The sequence below is a fragment of the Micromonospora sp. CA-249363 genome, from assembly GCF_050950185.1.
GTDB lineage: Bacteria > Actinomycetota > Actinomycetes > Mycobacteriales > Micromonosporaceae > Micromonospora.
The window spans coordinates 1053826-1069764 of the sequence record NZ_CP192020.1 but is presented as its reverse complement, the minus strand read 5'-3'; the positions used below and the strand labels follow the sequence as shown (position 1 = coordinate 1069764).

Annotated in this window: 14 protein-coding genes; 8 read left to right on the top strand and 6 right to left on the bottom strand. The window is 71.1% G+C overall.

The features are described 5' to 3' along the window. Positions 1-41: 41 nt before the first annotated feature. From ACQPZK_RS05090 to ACQPZK_RS05080, 3 genes are read right to left on the bottom strand one after another with little or no spacing between them, the layout of a single operon-like run. Positions 42-692 (bottom strand): response regulator transcription factor, encoded by a 651-nt coding sequence (locus tag ACQPZK_RS05090; protein ID WP_433537175.1) that lies wholly within the window; start codon positions 690-692, stop codon positions 42-44. Then, positions 689-1993 (bottom strand): histidine kinase, encoded by a 1305-nt coding sequence (locus ACQPZK_RS05085; protein ID WP_433537174.1) that lies wholly within the window; start codon positions 1991-1993, stop codon positions 689-691. Before ACQPZK_RS05085 ends, ACQPZK_RS05090 begins: the two co-directional genes overlap by 4 nt. Positions 1994-2048: 55 nt before the next feature. Continuing rightward, positions 2049-2546, bottom strand: coding sequence for a hemerythrin domain-containing protein (locus ACQPZK_RS05080; protein ID WP_433537173.1), 498 nt, complete (start codon positions 2544-2546; stop codon positions 2049-2051). Positions 2547-2649: 103 nt separating this feature from the next. On the opposite strand from ACQPZK_RS05080, the gene mgrA reads away from it, so the two are divergent. Beyond that, positions 2650-3645 (top strand): L-glyceraldehyde 3-phosphate reductase, encoded by a 996-nt coding sequence (gene mgrA, locus ACQPZK_RS05075; RefSeq protein WP_433537172.1) that lies wholly within the window; start codon positions 2650-2652, stop codon positions 3643-3645. Between the two features lie 25 nt (positions 3646-3670). Here mgrA and ACQPZK_RS05070 read toward each other — a convergent pair whose 3' ends face one another. Then, positions 3671-4573 carry a lytic polysaccharide monooxygenase auxiliary activity family 9 protein gene (locus ACQPZK_RS05070; RefSeq protein ID WP_433537171.1) on the bottom strand — a complete coding sequence of 301 codons (903 nt, stop codon included), beginning with the start codon at positions 4571-4573 and terminating at the stop codon, positions 3671-3673. A gap of 138 nt (positions 4574-4711) precedes the next feature. Here ACQPZK_RS05070 and ACQPZK_RS05065 point away from each other — a divergent pair, with 138 nt between their 5' ends. Beyond that, positions 4712-4834, top strand: coding sequence for a 50S ribosomal protein L36 (locus tag ACQPZK_RS05065; RefSeq protein WP_030490864.1), 123 nt, complete (start codon positions 4712-4714; stop codon positions 4832-4834). A 150-nt stretch (positions 4835-4984) separates the two neighbouring features. Beyond that, positions 4985-6283: a hypothetical protein gene (locus ACQPZK_RS05060; protein ID WP_433537170.1), complete on the top strand. Its 1299-nt coding sequence runs from the start codon at positions 4985-4987 to the stop codon at positions 6281-6283. A gap of 48 nt (positions 6284-6331) precedes the next feature. On the opposite strand, the gene ACQPZK_RS05055 is transcribed toward ACQPZK_RS05060, so the two are convergent. Both ACQPZK_RS05055 and ACQPZK_RS05050 read right to left on the bottom strand, forming a co-directional pair. After that, positions 6332-7714, bottom strand: a complete 1383-nt coding sequence (locus tag ACQPZK_RS05055) for a class I adenylate-forming enzyme family protein (protein WP_433537169.1) — start codon at positions 7712-7714, stop codon at positions 6332-6334. Continuing rightward, positions 7704-9242: an NAD(P)-binding domain-containing protein gene (locus ACQPZK_RS05050; protein WP_433537168.1), complete on the bottom strand. Its 1539-nt coding sequence runs from the start codon at positions 9240-9242 to the stop codon at positions 7704-7706. Before ACQPZK_RS05050 ends, ACQPZK_RS05055 begins: the two co-directional genes overlap by 11 nt. A 63-nt stretch (positions 9243-9305) precedes the next feature. Between ACQPZK_RS05050 and ACQPZK_RS05045 the strand changes: the two genes are divergently transcribed. The 5 genes from ACQPZK_RS05045 to ACQPZK_RS05025 are packed head-to-tail and all read left to right on the top strand — an operon-like array spanning position 9306 to position 15875. Further along, complete coding sequence (locus ACQPZK_RS05045; RefSeq protein WP_433537167.1) at positions 9306-10823, top strand: aromatic amino acid ammonia-lyase; 1518 nt, start codon at positions 9306-9308, stop codon at positions 10821-10823. Continuing rightward, positions 10816-12378 carry an NAD(P)-binding domain-containing protein gene (locus ACQPZK_RS05040; RefSeq protein ID WP_433539113.1) on the top strand — a complete coding sequence of 521 codons (1563 nt, stop codon included), beginning with the start codon at positions 10816-10818 and terminating at the stop codon, positions 12376-12378. Before ACQPZK_RS05045 ends, ACQPZK_RS05040 begins: the two co-directional genes overlap by 8 nt. Position 12379: 1 nt before the next feature. Beyond that, positions 12380-13369, top strand: a complete 990-nt coding sequence (locus ACQPZK_RS05035) for an alpha-hydroxy acid oxidase (protein WP_433537166.1) — start codon at positions 12380-12382, stop codon at positions 13367-13369. Next, complete coding sequence (locus ACQPZK_RS05030; protein WP_433537165.1) at positions 13366-14619, top strand: cytochrome P450; 1254 nt, start codon at positions 13366-13368, stop codon at positions 14617-14619. The genes ACQPZK_RS05035 and ACQPZK_RS05030 overlap by 4 nt, the downstream gene beginning before the upstream one ends. Further along, positions 14616-15875: a cation:proton antiporter gene (locus ACQPZK_RS05025; RefSeq protein ID WP_433537164.1), complete on the top strand. Its 1260-nt coding sequence runs from the start codon at positions 14616-14618 to the stop codon at positions 15873-15875. Before ACQPZK_RS05030 ends, ACQPZK_RS05025 begins: the two co-directional genes overlap by 4 nt. Positions 15876-15939: the final 64 nt, after the last annotated feature.

Sequence of the window (15939 nt, the reverse complement as noted above, 5' to 3'; positions counted from 1 at the left end):
GGCGGTGGTGAACCCGCTCCCCCCGCCGAGGGAACGGCCGGTCAGCCGGACGGGGTGACGAAGCCGGACTCGTAGGCGGCGATGACGGCCTGGGTACGGTCGCGGACGCCCAACTTGGCCAGCACGTTGCCGACGTGCGTCTTGACCGTCTCCACGCCGACGACCAGGTGCGCGGCGATCTCCGGGTTGGACCGGCCGGTCGCCATCAGCCGCAGCACCTCGGCCTCGCGCTCGGTGAGGCGTGCGGCGGCCAGGCGGTCCCCACCCACCGGTCCGTACGCCCCGACGAGTTGGCGGATCGCGGCCGGGAACAGCAGCGACTCCCCGGCCGCGACGACCCGTACGGCCTCGACGACCTCCGCCGGCCGGGCCCGCTTGAGCAGGAAGCCGGACGCGCCGGCGCGCAGCGCCTCGTAGACGTACTCGTCGTTGGCGAACGTGGTGACCACCAGAACCCGGGGCGGGTCGGCCGAGGTGGCCAGCAGGTGCCGGGTGGCCTGGATGCCGTCGATGCCGGGCATCCGCACGTCCATCAGCACCACGTCGGGGCGGTGCCGGGCGACCAGGGGCGGCACCTCGGCGCCGTCGGCGGCCTCGGCGAGCACCCGCAGGTCGGGTTGTGCGTCGATGATGGCCCGCAGCCCGACCCGGATCAGCTCGTCGTCGTCGACGATCAGCACGCCGGTGGTCATCGCGCGTCCTCGTACGGCAGGCGGGCCTTGACGAGCCACCGGTCGCCGTCCGGGCCGACGGTGAGCCGGCCGCCCAGCAGCAGCACCCGTTCCCGGATGCCGTCCAGGCCCCGTCCGCCCCGCCCCGGTGCGCGCGAGGAGTGAGCCGGTTTTGCGAGCCCCGCAGTCGCGGACGAAGGATGGCTCAGACCGGAGCGGCGCGGGTGGCTCAGGGCGTTCTCCATCTCCAACTCCAGGGCGTCCGGGTGCAGGTCCAGCCGCAGCGTCACCGGCCCGTGCCCGTGGCGGGCGGCGTTCGTCAGTCCCTCCTGGACGATGCGGTAACCCTCGCGGGAGACCACGGCGGGCACCGCCGCCGGGTCGCCGTCGCGGCGGTCGTACACGGTCAGGCCCGCCGCGCGGGCGTCGGTGACCAACCGGTCCAGGTCGGCGAGCGTACGCTGCGGCGCCACCGACGACCGGCCTGATCCGGTCTCGCGGAGCAGCCCCAGCACGTGGTCCAGCTCGTCCATGGCGGTCCGGCCGGCGTCCTCGATGGCGGCCAGCGCACGCCGGACGAACTCCGGGTCGCTGTCGAGCACCTCGCGGGCCGCTCCTGCCTGCAGGGTCGCCACGGTCAACGCGTGACCGACCGAGTCGTGCAGCTCGCGGGCCAGCCGGTTGCGTTCGGCGAGCCGGGTGGCGCGCGCCTCCAGGGCGGCGATCCGCTCGGCCTGGGCGGGGCCGAGCAGCACCGGGGCCATCGAGACGGCGAGCGCGCCGAGCCCGGCGACGGCGTACCCGAGGCCCACCAGCAGGGCGACCCCGGCCAGCGTGAGCCAGCCGCTGTCCCGCCCGTCCAGCGGCCCGAACCGTTCCCGGCTGGTCAGCTCGTCGCCCACACCGAACTGCTGGGCGATGAACGCCAGCGCCATCGGCAGGGCGCTGAACAGCGCGATCATCACCACCGCGCCGACGATGAGGTGTGTCGCGATCCAGAGCGCGCTGCGCAGGCGGCTCTCCCGGTCGCCCCGGTGTCCCGGTGCCGGGTCGGGCAGGTCGACGCCGAGCAGGGCCCGTACGGCGGCGATCTCCAACGCCCGGCTGCCGTCCAGCAGCAGCGGCACCACGGCGATCAGCGCCGCGACCACCAGCAGGACGTACACCAGCGGGCGGGGGATCTCCGAGTCGGTGAGCATCTGCGCGAACGTCACCGCGAGGACCCCGTACGGCAACGCCAGCACACCGCCCAGCAGCAGGAACACGCCGCGTCGCCAGGTGCTGCCGGCGACCAGCGGGGCCAGCGCCGCGCGGAGGGTCATGCGGTCATTCTGCTGGCGTGGGCGCGGTGCGCGACTCCCCCGCAGCGGGGAGATCTCAGCGGTGATCGGCCACGTACCCCTGCGGGTCCTTGTCGCGGAAGGGCAGGTTGCGCCCGTTCTTGTGTTCGCCGTAGAAGGTCAGCCAGCGCTGGCCCAGCTCGGCGCGGAGTTCGAAGCTGGCGTGCCGGCGGAAGTCGGGCAGCGCCTCGTCCTCCTCCTCGGCCAGGTGCTCGCTGTTCTCCCGCCGGGCCGTGCCGACCGCTTCCCACCAGGGCTTGGAGCCGACCGGGTGCAGTTTGGACTCGGCGACGGCGTCCCGGATCTTGTTGTGGTCGCCGATCGCGTCGGCGGTCTCGTCCTCGCCGTCGTCGCCGTGCTTGACCAGGTGCGGGTAGAGGATCGCCTCCTCCGCCTCGGCGTGGATGTCCAGGTGCAGGGCGAGGGCGTCCCAGATGGCCAGCAGTTCCTGCTCGTCGCGGGCGTCGTCGAGGCGGGCGAAGCCGCGCCGGAAGGCGGCGTGGTCGTCCAGGATCAGTGCGGTGATGTCGTCCACGTCGCTCGCTTTCCGCGGTGCTGGGCCGGTCGTCGGGTCGAAACTACCCCGATGTCCGGCTTCCCACGCCCGATCTCGGGCACACCGGACCGGGGCTAGGCTCATGATCGTGACCTACCTCGCCGCGGAAGACCGCTACGACACCATGACCTACCGGCGCAGCGGACGCAGTGGCCTGCGGCTACCCGCCGTCTCCCTCGGGCTCTGGCACAACTTCGGCCCGGACCGCCCGTACGAGCGCCAGCGCGACATCGTCCGGCGCGCGTTCGACCTCGGCGTCACCCACTTCGACCTGGCCAACAACTACGGCCCGCCGCCCGGCTCGGCCGAGGAGAACTTCGGCCGGATGCTCGCCACCGACCTGATGCCGTACCGGGACGAGCTGATCATCTCCAGCAAGGCCGGGTACCTGATGTGGCCCGGCCCGTACGGCGAGTGGGGCTCGCGCAAGAACCTGATCTCGTCGTTGGACCAGTCGCTGCGCCGGATGGGCCTCGACTACGTCGACATCTTCTACTCGCACCGGTTCGACCCGGACACCCCGCTGGAGGAGACGATGGGCGCGCTGGACGCCGTCGTCCGCTCCGGCAAGGCCCTCTACGTGGGCATCTCCAACTACAACTCGGAGCAGACCGCGAGGGCCGCGGCGATCCTGCGCGACCTGGGTACGCCGCTGCTGATCAACCAGCCGTCGTACTCGATGCTCAACCGCTGGACCGAGGACGACGGCCTGCTCGACACGCTGGAGCAGGTCGGCGCGGGTTGCATCGCGTACAGCCCGCTCGCGCAGGGTCTGCTGACCGACCGTTACCTGGGCGGCATCCCGGCCGACTCGCGGGTACGGACCAGCGTCTTCCTCAACGAGAGCGACCTCGGCGACGAGAAGATGGCCACCATCCGGGGGCTCGGCGCGGTCGCCGAGCGGCGCGGTCAGTCCCTGGCCCAACTGGCGCTGGCCTGGGCGCTGCGCGACCCGCGGATGACCAGCCTCATCATCGGGGCGAGCAGCGTCGAGCAGTTGGAGACCAACATCGCCGCCGTACACAACCTCGACCTCGACGCCGACGACCTGGCCGAGATCGACCGCCTGCTGGGCTGACCCGCCGGATCACGGGCGGGCCGGGTCACCAGATCCGGCGCCGCCCGGCCCGGTGGTTGCGCACCTCGCACCGCGGTCCCGTCGGCGCGACGGTGTCGCGCCGACGCCGACCCACCCCGACCAGCACCGCCACGACCAGCACGACGGCCACGCCGGCCAGCACCGGCCACCGGCCGTCGAGGGCGCGCACCGACGCCACCGGCACGCCCGGGTCGGCCGCCGCCGCCACCGCCGACTCGGTGGCGACCGGCCGGCTCGCGGGGGTACGCGCCGACGCCTTCGCCGACGCGCGGGTCCCGGTACCGCCCGGGGCCGCGAAGACCACGTCGGAGCAGGAGTAGTAGGTGTCCGGCGTGTTGGAGTTCTGCCAGATCGTGTAGATCAGGTGACGGCCGGTACGCCCCGTGGGCAGCCGACCGGCCAGTTGGTACGCCCCCGCCCGCACCGGCGGATCGGTCCGGGTCAGGAACGGACGCGACTCCAGATCCGCCCAGGTCAGCGGCTTACGGGGGTCGTAGTCGGGCGTGGTGACGTAGAGCCGGAAGGTGCCCCGGTGCTCAATGGTGGTCCGGTACCGGAAGGTGAACGTCGCGCCGGTCGTCAACCGGGTGCTCGGCCAGTCGGTCCGGGGCAGGTCCAGCCCTCGGTACGCGGAGAGTCCCCCGCTGCACAGTTCGCCGTCCGGGATCCGTTCCCGGTCCCGACCGTTGATGGCCGCGACGCGTACGTTGTCCCATTCCCGCACCGCCGCGCCCGCCGCCACGGCCGCCCGGCAGGCGCTGGTGGACGCGTACCGGCCCTCGGGCCCGCAGGCCGCCGCCCGGCTGACCGGGTCGGTGGGGGCGCCGTGCGCCCAGCCGGGCGTGCCGCCCAGCGGTGCCGCCGCCACGACGACGAACACCACGACGAGCATCCGACGCACGCTCATGGCTTGAACCTCCCGCCACTGGTACGGGCGCGGGAGGTCAAAGGTTCGACGCCCGGGCGCCGGGAATCGCGCGGCGGTCCCCGGCGTTCCGATAACCGGTACCGATACAGGCCAGACCCCCAGGCCGAGGAGGCAGACATGAAGGTACGTAGCTCGTTGCGTGCGCTCAAGCAGAAGCCCGGTTCGGTGGTGGTCCGTCGTCGCGGCCGGGTGGTCGTGGTGAACCGCGCGAACCCGCAGTGGAAGAGCCGCCAGGGCTGACAAGGCCCTTACCGGACATACCGTCGACAACGCCCCGACCGGGACCATCCGGTCGGGGCGTTTCGCGTTCCGGTTCTCGGCGAGCGGCACGCCTGAGTCGGTGGCATCATGCCCCTTGATCAAGCATGTTCATCGATCGAGGGGGCGACGGTGCACGGAACAGACAGATCAACAGCCCGACGGCGTACGCGACAGTTCGCCGCCGGTGTGGTCGGCGCGTTGGCCGTGCTGGCAAGCGTTCCGGCGCCGGCGTGGGCGGCCACCTGGTCGCCGATCCAGGTGGTGTCGGAGCCCGGCTGGAGCGGGCTGGACCAGCCCTTCGTCGCGGTCGACCGGCAGGGCGACTCGCTGCTCGCCTGGGCGGGCTGCGACAACAACACGAGTGGCTGCAACGACCAGGTGAAGGCGCAGCTCGTCTCGGTCGACGGCGCGGCCGGCCCGGTCCAGACGCTCTCGCCGGTCGGCCCGTCCGCCTTCTGGCCCAAGGTCGCGTCCGACGACGACGGCGACTCGGCCGTGGTGTGGACGCAGGACGGCCTCGTGGCGGGCCGCCGGGTGTCCGCCACCGGCGAACTGGGTCCGCTCCAGATGATCACGACGTGGCACGGGGTCAGTCCGGCCGTCGCAGTCGACCCGTCGGGACTGGCGCTGGTCACCTGGACCGAGATCCGCGACGGCACGTACACGACGAAGGCCCGTTACTTCGGCGCGGACAGCTCCCTCGGCCCGGAGCTGACCCTCGGTGTCGGTGCGGACCAGCCGGTCGTGGGCGTCGACCGCACCGGGACCGCCGTCGTCGCCTGGACGGAGAGCTACGAGCGGGTGGTCGCGCGCCGCGTGCGCCCCGAGGGGGTCGCGCCGCTGCGCGTCATCGCCGGGCGGGCCACCGACGTGCGGTACGCCAGCGTCTCGCTCGCCGTGGACCGGGACGGGGACGCGGTGATCAGCTACCGGTGGTCGAAGGCGGGCGACCCGCCCCGCCTGCGCGTGCGGCACCTCAGCCAGACCGACACGCTGGGCAGCGTCCTCAGTGTCTCGCCGGCCGCCCACGAGCTGAGCCTCTTCGACGAGCTCGCCGGTGACCTGGACGGCGACGCGGTGCTGACCTGGGGTCGCTGGACTCCCGAGGGTCGGCAGGTCTTCGCGCGCTCGATCTCCTCCACGGGGGTGCTCGGCACGGTCACCCGGCTCGGCGACGGTGACTGGCCGAAGATCACGCTGGACGATGACGGCGACGGCCTCGTCACGTGGCAGGCGCCCAGCCCGGACTTCTCGACCACTCAGGTGCACGCCCGGACGATCGGTCCGGACGGCACGGTCGGGGCGGACGAGACCATCGCTCCCGACGGTCGCTACGCGCAGCCAGCGTCCAGCCCGACGGGCCGCTTCTCGGTGATCTGGCAGAAGGCGTCCTACGAGTACGACATCCGGGCGCGCTTCAGCCAGTAGCGGCGCGCAGACAACGAGACGCCCGGACCGGTTCGCCGGTCCGGGCGTCTACCGGAGCTGTCGGAGTTGACTCTTGTCGGGTTTGCCGCTGGCGGCGAGCGGCACCCGGTCGATGACCGTGACGGTACGGGGCACCGCGAGGTCGCCCACCTGTACGGCCACGAGCTTGCGCAGCAGGTCCGGATCGGGCGTCCTCCCGGACGCCGGCACCACGAAGGCGTGCACGGCCTCGCCGGTCATCTCGTCCGATTCCCCGACGACGTACGCCTCGGCGATCGCGGCATCGGAGACGAGCGCCCGCTCCACCACTCCGGCGTGAATCAACTGCGCGTTGACGATGATCACGTCCCGGCTGCGCCCGAGCAGCCGCAGGTAACCGTCGGCATCGAGCTCGCCCAGGTCACGGGTCCGCACCCAGCCGTCCACGAACACCTCGGCCGACTCGGCCGGGTCCTGCCAGTACGACGCTGCCTGCGCGGGTGTACGGACGTAGATCTCCCCGTCGCGAAGGGAGACCTCGACGGCGGGACGACCGACCGTCGCGAGGGTGGCGGGGTCGGTCATCATCTCGGTGGGGGGCACCATGGCGATCATCGACGTCTCGGTCTGACCGTAGCCGTGGAAGAGCACCGGGCCCAGCACGTCGAGCGCCTCCGCCAGTCGGCCCGGCGCGAGCGGCGACCCGGAGACCATCAACGCCCGCAGGTGACGCAGGTCCACCGGCTGGGAGCGCTGGTCCCGGATCAGCTGGTGCAGCTTGCCGACCGTGATCACGCTCGCCGTTGCGCGGTGCTCGACCAGGGCATCCGGGAAGACCGGCCGGGGCGCCACGACGAGGGTGCCGCCCGCCACGAGGGCGAGGATGCCGTACTCCAGCATCACCTGACTGGCCAGCGATCCGAAGACCAGGTAGCGCTGCATCCGGGTGGCCAGCTCGGCGATGGCCGGGGGCCACCGGTCCGGGTACGGGGCCCAGGACGCCGACATGGCCGCGTAGGTCTGCACCACGCCCTTCGGAGTTCCCGTACTCCCACTGGTCCAGATGATCCGTGCCGGGTCCTCGGCCCGTCCCGCCGCGACAAGAGGCAGCCCGTCGTCAGGCCGCACGGCGAGCGAGGCCAGCCGGGTCGAGTCGACCACGAGGGAGCCGGACAGCTGTGCCGAGCTCAGGTCGGCACGCCACCCGGACACCCGCGCCCCGACGGCGAAGGCGGCCATGGTGGCGGCGAAGGCCGGGGCCGTGACCGGCAGGTCGAGCGTGACACCCACGCCCGGCCCCGCCCCGGACGAACGCAGCCCGGCCGCGATGCGCCGGATCAGACCCGCCATCTCCGACGCGGTCGTGACGACCGGCCCGTCCTCGAAGGCCGGCCGGTCCCCGCCGGCGCTCAGAAGGTCGAGGACGGGCTGCGGCCAGACGTCAGCGGGCATCGGCGAGGACGCCCTTGACGAAGACCTCGAGGGGCTGCTGGTGCACCGCCGGCAGGTTCCATGTGTTCTCCAGGTTCTCCGCCAGGTGGTGCTCGGCGACGACCTGCCCGTCGCGCCGCACCCGCACCACGGGGTGCAGATAGCTGGCGTCGTGGGCGGCGGTCGCGTCGTTCTCGGCGGGGCGCGGCACGGTGATGTCGAACGGGTCGACGTGGTCGTGGTCGGGGCCGTACTCGAGGGTGACCACGAACGCGAACACGTCCGGCTCCGCGTCCCGCAGATAGGCGACCGGCACCTCCTCGCGGTAGCGGGCGGCCTCGCCCTCCACGCTGATGACGTCACCGAGCACCGAGAACTGCTGCCACAGCGCCGAGGTCACGTTGATCCGGGCGATGATCGAGTCGGCGATCGCCTCCGGGGTCAGGGGGATCTGCCGGGACGGCCAGGGCGCACCGTGGTGCCGCTCGCGGAGGATGTGGTGCAGCGCGCGGGTGGCGTAGCGGAAGCCGTGGATGAAGCCGTTCGTGGACTTCTTGAAGTCACGCTGCTGACTGAGGGTGCCGGCGAAGTAGAGGCCGGGAACGTTCACCGATTCGAAGGCCGACGTCTGCGCCGGAAACCGATCGTTGATGGCCAGCTCCGGCCGGGCCGACTCGGCGAAGATGGACGCGTCGAAGCGGAACCCCGTGCAGAGAATGACCCGGTCGTACTCGAGTTCGCGCAGATTCTCGACGGTCCGGGCGTACCGGAAGAGCACCCGGAAACCGCCACCTTCGCGCTGACTGATCTGCTCCACCGTGCCGTCCAGGACGGCGTTCTGCGACTTCAACTGATAGGTGTCCAGGAAGTTGTTGTTCACCGCACGCAGGTGCCCGACGTAATGGGTCTGCCAGGCCAGCTTGATGGAGTGCGGCCCGGCGACGTGAATCGTGGCGGCGGTCTCGACCAGTGCGTCAGCGGTCTCGAAGGCGGAGTTGCCCTTACCGATGATCAGCACCCGCTGGTTGACGAAGTCGGCGGGGTCGACGCTCACGGTGTCGTAACGCTCGGCCAGCTCCGCGCCCTCGATCGACGGCACGTGGAGCTGGGAGACGCCGGTGGCGACGATGACCCTGCGCGCGGTCCAACGGTGCTCACCGGCCTGCACGGTGAACACGTCACCGGTCTTCGACACCGCTGTCACCCGGGTGTCGTAACGGACGCGCAGACCCCGTGCGAAGTCGGCGAGATAACGCAGCAGATCGTCGGCGGCGGGAAAGTAGCGCGTGCTGTAGTTCTTGAAGAGAAGCGCCGGATCGTCGGACAGCAGCGAGTTCCAGTCCGACCGTAGATTGAACTCCGGGTCCTCTGAGCCGGTCCACACCTTGTTGATCGAGATCAATTGGCGGTGCCGGGGATAGGTCTCGAAGAACATGCCCGGCCGCGGGCCGCCCTCCAGCACCACATAGTCGTGACCGTCGCGCTCCAGCAGGGCCGCGAGCTGCAGACCCGCCGGACCGGCTCCGATGATCAGGCAATCGTGCGTCATGTGGCGCAATGTACTGAGGCGATTTCAGAGCGCTCTGAGAAACCGTCTCTAGCATCCGCTTGCATGACGATTCAGGTGGATCTGGCAGCACCGCTGCACCCCGCCGACCTGCGCGCGGCAGCCGGGCCGGTCACTGTCGTGATCGGCGACGAGGTACGCGACCGGGTGGCGACCGGGCGCACGTTCCTCGGCAAGGCACTCGGCGACGACCGGGCCATCTACGGTGCCACCACCGGCTTCGGGGCGCTCGTCGGGTACGCGGGCCGAGCCGACCAACGCGACCAGGCCGACAACACCCTCGCCCACCTCGGCGCGGGGCAGGGACCCGACCTCTCCCCCGATGTCGTACGCGCGACGCTGCTGGTCCGTGCCTGGTCCCTGGCCCAGGGCGCGTCCGGGGTCTCGCCACACGTGATCGACGCGCTCGCGGCCATGCTCGGCACGACGTTCACGCCGGCGATGCCCCGTCTCGGCTCGGTCGGGGCCAGCGGTGACCTGATCCCGCTCGGCGCCGCCGCCCAGGCGCTGCGTGGTCGTGGACACGCCTACGTGGACGGTGTCCGGATGCCCGCCGGGGACGCGCTGACCAGGGCCGGGCTGGAGCCGCTGCCGCTCGACGGCCGGGACGCGCTCGCGCTCGTCAACGGCACCTCGCTGACCACCGCCGCGCTGACCCTCGCCCTGGACCGGGTCCGCACCTCGCACCGAGTGGTGCGGACGCTGAGCTGCCTCCTCGCCGACCTGCTCGGCTGCGACCCGCAGTTCCTCGACCCCGCCCTGCTGGCCGCCTACGGTCACCAGGGCGCCATCGAGGTCGGTGCCGCGATGCGGGCGACCTGCGCCGGCCTCCGGCCGTCCGGCGGCAGACCCCTGCAGGAGCCCTACAGCATCCGCTGCGCGCCGCAGCTGCTCGGAGCGGCCGAGGACGCCCTGCGCTACGCCGACGGCGTCGTGGCGGCCGACCTCGGCGCGGTGAGCGACAATCCGCTGTTCTTTCCGGACGACGACAAGGTCGTACACGGCGGCAACTTCTTCGGTCAGCCCGCCGCCTTCGCCGCCGACGTCCTGTCCATGGTGATCGCCCAGGTCGGCAACCTCGCCGAGCGCCAGCTCGACCTGCTGGTGGATCCGGGCCGCAACGGCGGGCTGCCACCGATGCTCGCGGCGGGGCCGGGTCAACAGCACGGGCTACAGGGCGTCCAGCTCGCGTCCACCGCCCTGATCACCGAGATCAGGCGGGACACCGTGCCCGCGAGCGCGCAGAGCCTCCCCACCAACCTGCACAACCAGGATGTCATCCCGCTCGGCACCCAGGCCGCGCTCCGCGCCCTGGACCAGGCGGAGCTCCTGCGCCTGATCACCGGTTCACTCGCGCTGGGGCTGCGCCAGGCGGTGCATGTCGGAGCGCGCCGTCCCACGGCGGTGGGCAGCGGCCGTGCTCTCCAGGCCCTGGAGGAAGCAATCGCCCCGATCGATCCGGACCGACCACTCGACGGTGACGTGCGAACGGCGGTCGCGATTCTGGAAGAGCTTGAAAAATCTCTGAATTCCCACTCGTACGGTGAGCGCCGTGATGCTTGATTACCTGATCATCGGAGCAGGGCCGGCCGGCCTTCAGCTCGCCGCCCTGTTCGAGGCCGACGGCAAGCGCGACTATGTGGTGCTGGAGGGTGCCGACGGGCCGGGTGCCTTCTTCGCCACCTATCCGCGACACCGCACACTCATCTCGATCAACAAGCCACACACCGGCACGGACGACCCCGAACTGAACCTGCGGCTCGACTGGAACTCCCTGCTCACCGACGATCCCGCGCTGCTGTTCACGCAGTACACCGAGCGGTACTTCCCGGACGCCGACGTGATGGTGCGGTACCTCGCGGACTTCGCCGCGAAGACGGGCGTCAAGGTCAGGTACGGGGTCCGGGTGACCCGCGTGTCCAAGCACGACGACGTCTTCACGGTCGAGGCCGGCGACCAGCGCTGGGAGGCCCGCGCGGTGATCGTCGCCACCGGCGTCTCGAAGACCTACGAGCCGGACATCGACGGATTCGAGCTGGCCGAGGGGTACGACGTGATGAGCGTCGAGCCGCGTGACTATCTCGACCAGAAGGTGCTGATCATCGGCAAGGGCAACTCCGCCTTCGAGACCGCCGACAACCTCATGGAGACCACGACGCTGATCCACGTCGCCGGGCCCAGCTCGGTCCGGATGGCGTGGCGTACCCACTACGTCGGGCACCTGCGCGCGGTGAACAACAACTTCCTGGACACCTATCAGCTCAAGTCGGCGAACGCGATCCTCGACGGCACGATCATGAGCATCGAGCGCGACGGTACGGGCTACAAGGTCACGTTCAGCTTCTCGCGAGCGAACGAGGTCGTGAAGGAACTGCACTACGACCGGGTGCTGGCATGTACGGGATTCCGATTCGACGACTCGATCTTCGATTCCTCGGCCCGACCGCAGCTCGCCATCCGGGACCGGTTCCCGGCGCAGACCGAAGCGTGGGAGTCGGTGAACGTGCCGGGGCTGTTCTTCGCCGGAACGATCTCGCAGGAACGCGACTTCAAGAAGTCCACGAGCGGTTTCGTGCACGGCTTCCGCTACGCCGTACGCGCGTTGCACCGGATCCTCTCCCGTCGGTACGACGCCGTCCAGTGGCCGTCCACCGGACTCGCCGCCGAGCCGGCGGCCATGACCGCGGCCGTCATCGAGAGAGTCAACCGCAGCTCGGCCCTGTGGCAGCAGTTCGGGTTCCTCGCCGACGTGCTCACCGTCGCCGCAGACGAGGCCCGCTACCACGAGGAGGTGCCGGTGGACTACCTCGTGTCGACCGGCCTGCGCACCCCCGACCACGAGTACGACCAGGCATTCGTCGTCAGGCTGGAGTACGGGCCCGACCACGACCAGGTGGACCCGTTCGACATCACCGTGTCCCGCATCGCCCAGGATGCCGTGGGGCAGGCGCACGACGCGGCGTACCTGCACCCGGTGGTCCGTTACCACCGCGCGGGCCAGGTGATCAGCACACATCACCTGGCCGAGAACCTGGAGAACCGGTGGGATCGGCCCGACGTCCACGTACGACCGCTGAAGGAGTTCCTCCACCGTTGCCTGTCCGGCGTCGAGGGCTGACATGGACCCCGTCCACCGGGACTTCTTCGAGGGCGGCGCCGGCCGGGAGCGCACCCTGGCCGGCAACGAACGGGCCTTCGCGCGACGGTGGCTCGTACCCCGGGTGTTGCGGGCGACCGGCGAGCGGGACCTACGGACCACGGTGGCCGGCACGTCGCTGGCCACGCCGGTGCTGGTCGCTCCGACGGCCTTTCATCGGCTGGCGCATCCCGACGGCGAGGCGGCCACCGCGCGGGGCGCCGCGGCGGCCGGTACGGCGATGGTGGTGAGCATGGCCGCCACCCAGCCGGTCGAGGAGATCGCGGCGGCGGGCGGAACGCTGTGGTTCCAGCTTTACCCGCAACCCGATCTCGACTTCACCGAGTACGTGGTCAAGCGTGCCGAGTCGGCGGGCTGCCAGGCATTGGTGGTGACCGTGGACTCACCGGTGTTCGGGAGGCGCGAGCGTGACCTGCGCAACGGCTTCACGGACCTGCCGCCCGGCTACGCCTGCGAGAACATGCGCGACGCGACGGGCCGGGTCCGCCCGATCGAGATGGACGCGACGGCGGGGTGGGACCGGATCGCGTGGCTTCGCGGTGTCACGGGACTACCGATCCTGCTCAAGGGCATCCTGCATCCCGCGGATGCCCGCCTCGCGGTCCAGCACGGCGCCGCCGGTGTGATCGTGTCCAACCACGGCGGACGACAGCTCGACGGGGCGGTCCCCACGCTCGACGCGCTGCCCGCGGTGGTGGAAGCCGTGCAGGGGCAACTCCCGGTGCTGCTCGACGGGGGTGTGCGCGGCGGCACCGACGTGCTGATCGCGATGGCGCTCGGGGCGCGGGCGGTGCTGGTGGGGCGTCCGGTGATCCGAGGGCTCGCGGCGGGCGGATCCGCGGGCGTACGGGAGGTTCTCGAACGACTCACCGGCGAACTGGATCAGGTCCTCGCCCTGGTCGGCGCGCGGCGACCGGCCGACCTGACGCCCGACGTGGTGGCGACCCGGTGAAGGCCGTCGTCGACCTGCGAGAGTGGATCTTCGAACGGGTCAACGGGACCGAGGGCGTTCCCGTCCCCGGGCCACTGGTGGGGCCGGAGGACTTCGAGCGGGTCTACAGCGACCCGGCCGCCGACGGGCGCAGCCGCGGGGCGGGCCTGTCGGACCTCTTCTGGTACTGGCTCGCGCCCGGTCCGCAGATGCACCAGGAGCACCTTGAGCCCGGCGAGCGGTACCGGACGGTCGCGCGGACGACACGTCAGGTGCTGGCCGTCCCCCACCCGCGCGCCGACGAGCTGGCGACGGCCGCGACCCGGCGGATCCTCGACGCGCTCCCGACCGACCGGACCAGTCACGTGCGGCTACGGGACCTGATGATGCCGATCTGGGCCGAGGTCTCGTACGAGCTGGTCTTCGGAGCGCCCTGCCCGCGCGAGGTGCGGGACCTCGTCGTGGCGAACGCGGACGACGTGGTCACCGCGCTGAAGGGCATGAGTCTGCGGCACATGTCCCGGCGGGATCGCCTGACGCGCTACCTGCTGGACCGGATCGACGCGGGGACGTGCCCGGTCGTGCTGCCGCCGCCCTTCACCGCCCTGGAGACCGCCTGGTACCTCCAGGGCGCGTTCTTCAACACGGCGGTGGTGCAGATGTCGGAGGCCATGACACACATCCTGCTGTGCGCCCGGTCCGTCGAGGACACGTCGGACGACTCCCTCGACCGGATCATCGACGAGACGCTCCGCGTGTACCCGCTGTTCGGCATCGCGCACCGGATCACCTCGGGACCGATCACCGTGGGAGATCACGTCCTTCCCACCGGATCGGTGCTGCTCTTCAACTATGGGGCCTACCAGCGCACCGGACCCGCCGACGACGACGAGTTCAACCCGGACCGCTGGTTGTCGTTGCGTCGGCAGGACGCCCACTTCATCCCGTACGGCGTGAGCGCCAACCGAGCCTGCCCCGCACGCGGATCGGCGCCCGTCCAGCTCCGCGCGGCGACCCGGGAGGTGCTGCGGCGCTTCTCGATCAGTTCGTCGGCGGCGCACACCCGCTCGCTGCCGAGTCGTGGCCCCGCGTACCTGACGCCCCGGGGCCTCCCCGGCCCCGGCCGAAACCGGCTCGCCCTCATGCGGCAGCGCGACCGGCTCTTCGACGTCGGCCGCTCGGTCAAGCAGCTGGTGTGCGGGACGTGGATGGTCGTCGACGCCCGACGACAGAAGTTGTGCACCAGATTCTTCGAGGAGGCCGGCTCATGACACCCACTGAACTCGCCCCGCGGTTCTTCATCGCGGTCGCGGTCATCCTGCTGTTCTGCAAGCTGGTCGCCTGGCTCCTCGGCAAGGTGGGGCAGCCCGCCGTCGTGAGCGAGATGCTGGCCGGGGTGCTGCTCGGCCCGTCGCTGCTCGGCCTGCTCTGGCCGGGTGCGCAGGCCACGCTCTTTCCCGCGCCGCTGCTGCCGATCCTGTACGTGGTCGGCCAGGTGGGCCTGGTGCTGTTCATGTTCCAGGCCGGGTACGCCTTCACCTCCCACCGGCTGACCAATCTCGCGGGCACGGCGGGAGCGGTGTCGCTCGCGGGTGTCGCCGCGCCGCTGGCGCTGGGCATCCTGCTGGTCCTCGGTGTGGCGGGCTTCGTACCGATCCGAGCGGACGACGTGTCGCTCGGTGTGTCCGCGGCGTTCGTCGGCGTGGCACTGGCGATCACGGCCTTCCCGATGCTTGCCCGGATCATCACCGAACGCGGCCAGACCGGCACCCGGCACGGGATGGTCGCCCTGGCCAGCGGCGCGATCGACGACATGGTCGCGTGGATCATGCTGGCGGTGGTGCTGGCGTTCGCCTCGGGCGAGGCCGGCCCGGCTCTGGTCACCGCGGGTGGCGCGGTGCTGTTCGGGGTCGCCCTGTGGCTGGGTGGGCGGCGGGTGACCAGCTACGTGATGGGGTTCCCGGGCGACCGGGCGCGGCTGCTCGGCACGGTGGCGCTGCTCTTCCTGGTCGCCTGGTACACCGACGAGATCGGGCTCTACGCGGTCTTCGGCGCCTTCGCGGTCGGCGTGGTGATGCCGCGCTCCGAGCAGACCGACAAGGTGGTCGACACGCTCTCGCCGATCGCCGCGACGGTGTTCCTGCCGCTGTTCTTCACCTACTCCGGTCTGCGCACCGAGTTCGCGCTGCTGGGCGATCCCGCCGTACTGGGATTCGCCGCCGCGTGTGTGACCGTGGCGATCGCCGGCAAGTACGGCGCCTGCTGGGCCGCGGCCCGGATGCGCGGTGAGCCGAACGGGGTCGCCCTGCGCGTCGGCGCCCTCATGAACGCCCGTGGCCTGATGCAACTGATCGCGCTCAACGTGGGTCTGGAGGCGGGCATCGTCAACCCGTCGCTCTTCACGGTGTTGGTGCTGGTCGCGCTCATCACGACGCTGATGACGACCCCGCTGCTGAGCTGGATCGAGCGGCGCGAGGCGCGAACTCGTGCCGCTGCGCCCTCGCTCGTGACCGCCGGAACCCCGTAAATTGTTTGTTTGCGGCGACAAGTTTTCCGGAACATAGAGACATGTCGATGTGTCAGTGTCACTA

Coding starts and splice junctions, on each gene's coding strand:
- ACQPZK_RS05085 (WP_433537174.1), bottom strand. CDS start 1,993: ATGACCCTCCGCGCGGCGCTGGCCCCGCTGGTCGCCGGCAGCACCTGG.
- mgrA (WP_433537172.1), top strand. CDS start 2,650: ATGATCGTGACCTACCTCGCCGCGGAAGACCGCTACGACACCATGACC.
- ACQPZK_RS05055 (WP_433537169.1), bottom strand. CDS start 7,714: ATGCCCGCTGACGTCTGGCCGCAGCCCGTCCTCGACCTTCTGAGCGCC.
- ACQPZK_RS05045 (WP_433537167.1), top strand. CDS start 9,306: ATGACGATTCAGGTGGATCTGGCAGCACCGCTGCACCCCGCCGACCTG.
- ACQPZK_RS05070 (WP_433537171.1), bottom strand. CDS start 4,573: ATGAGCGTGCGTCGGATGCTCGTCGTGGTGTTCGTCGTCGTGGCGGCG.
- ACQPZK_RS05035 (WP_433537166.1), top strand. CDS start 12,380: ATGGACCCCGTCCACCGGGACTTCTTCGAGGGCGGCGCCGGCCGGGAG.
- ACQPZK_RS05040 (WP_433539113.1), top strand. CDS start 10,816: ATGCTTGATTACCTGATCATCGGAGCAGGGCCGGCCGGCCTTCAGCTC.
- ACQPZK_RS05050 (WP_433537168.1), bottom strand. CDS start 9,242: ATGACGCACGATTGCCTGATCATCGGAGCCGGTCCGGCGGGTCTGCAG.
- ACQPZK_RS05090 (WP_433537175.1), bottom strand. CDS start 692: ATGACCACCGGCGTGCTGATCGTCGACGACGACGAGCTGATCCGGGTC.
- ACQPZK_RS05065 (WP_030490864.1), top strand. CDS start 4,712: ATGAAGGTACGTAGCTCGTTGCGTGCGCTCAAGCAGAAGCCCGGTTCG.
- ACQPZK_RS05025 (WP_433537164.1), top strand. CDS start 14,616: ATGACACCCACTGAACTCGCCCCGCGGTTCTTCATCGCGGTCGCGGTC.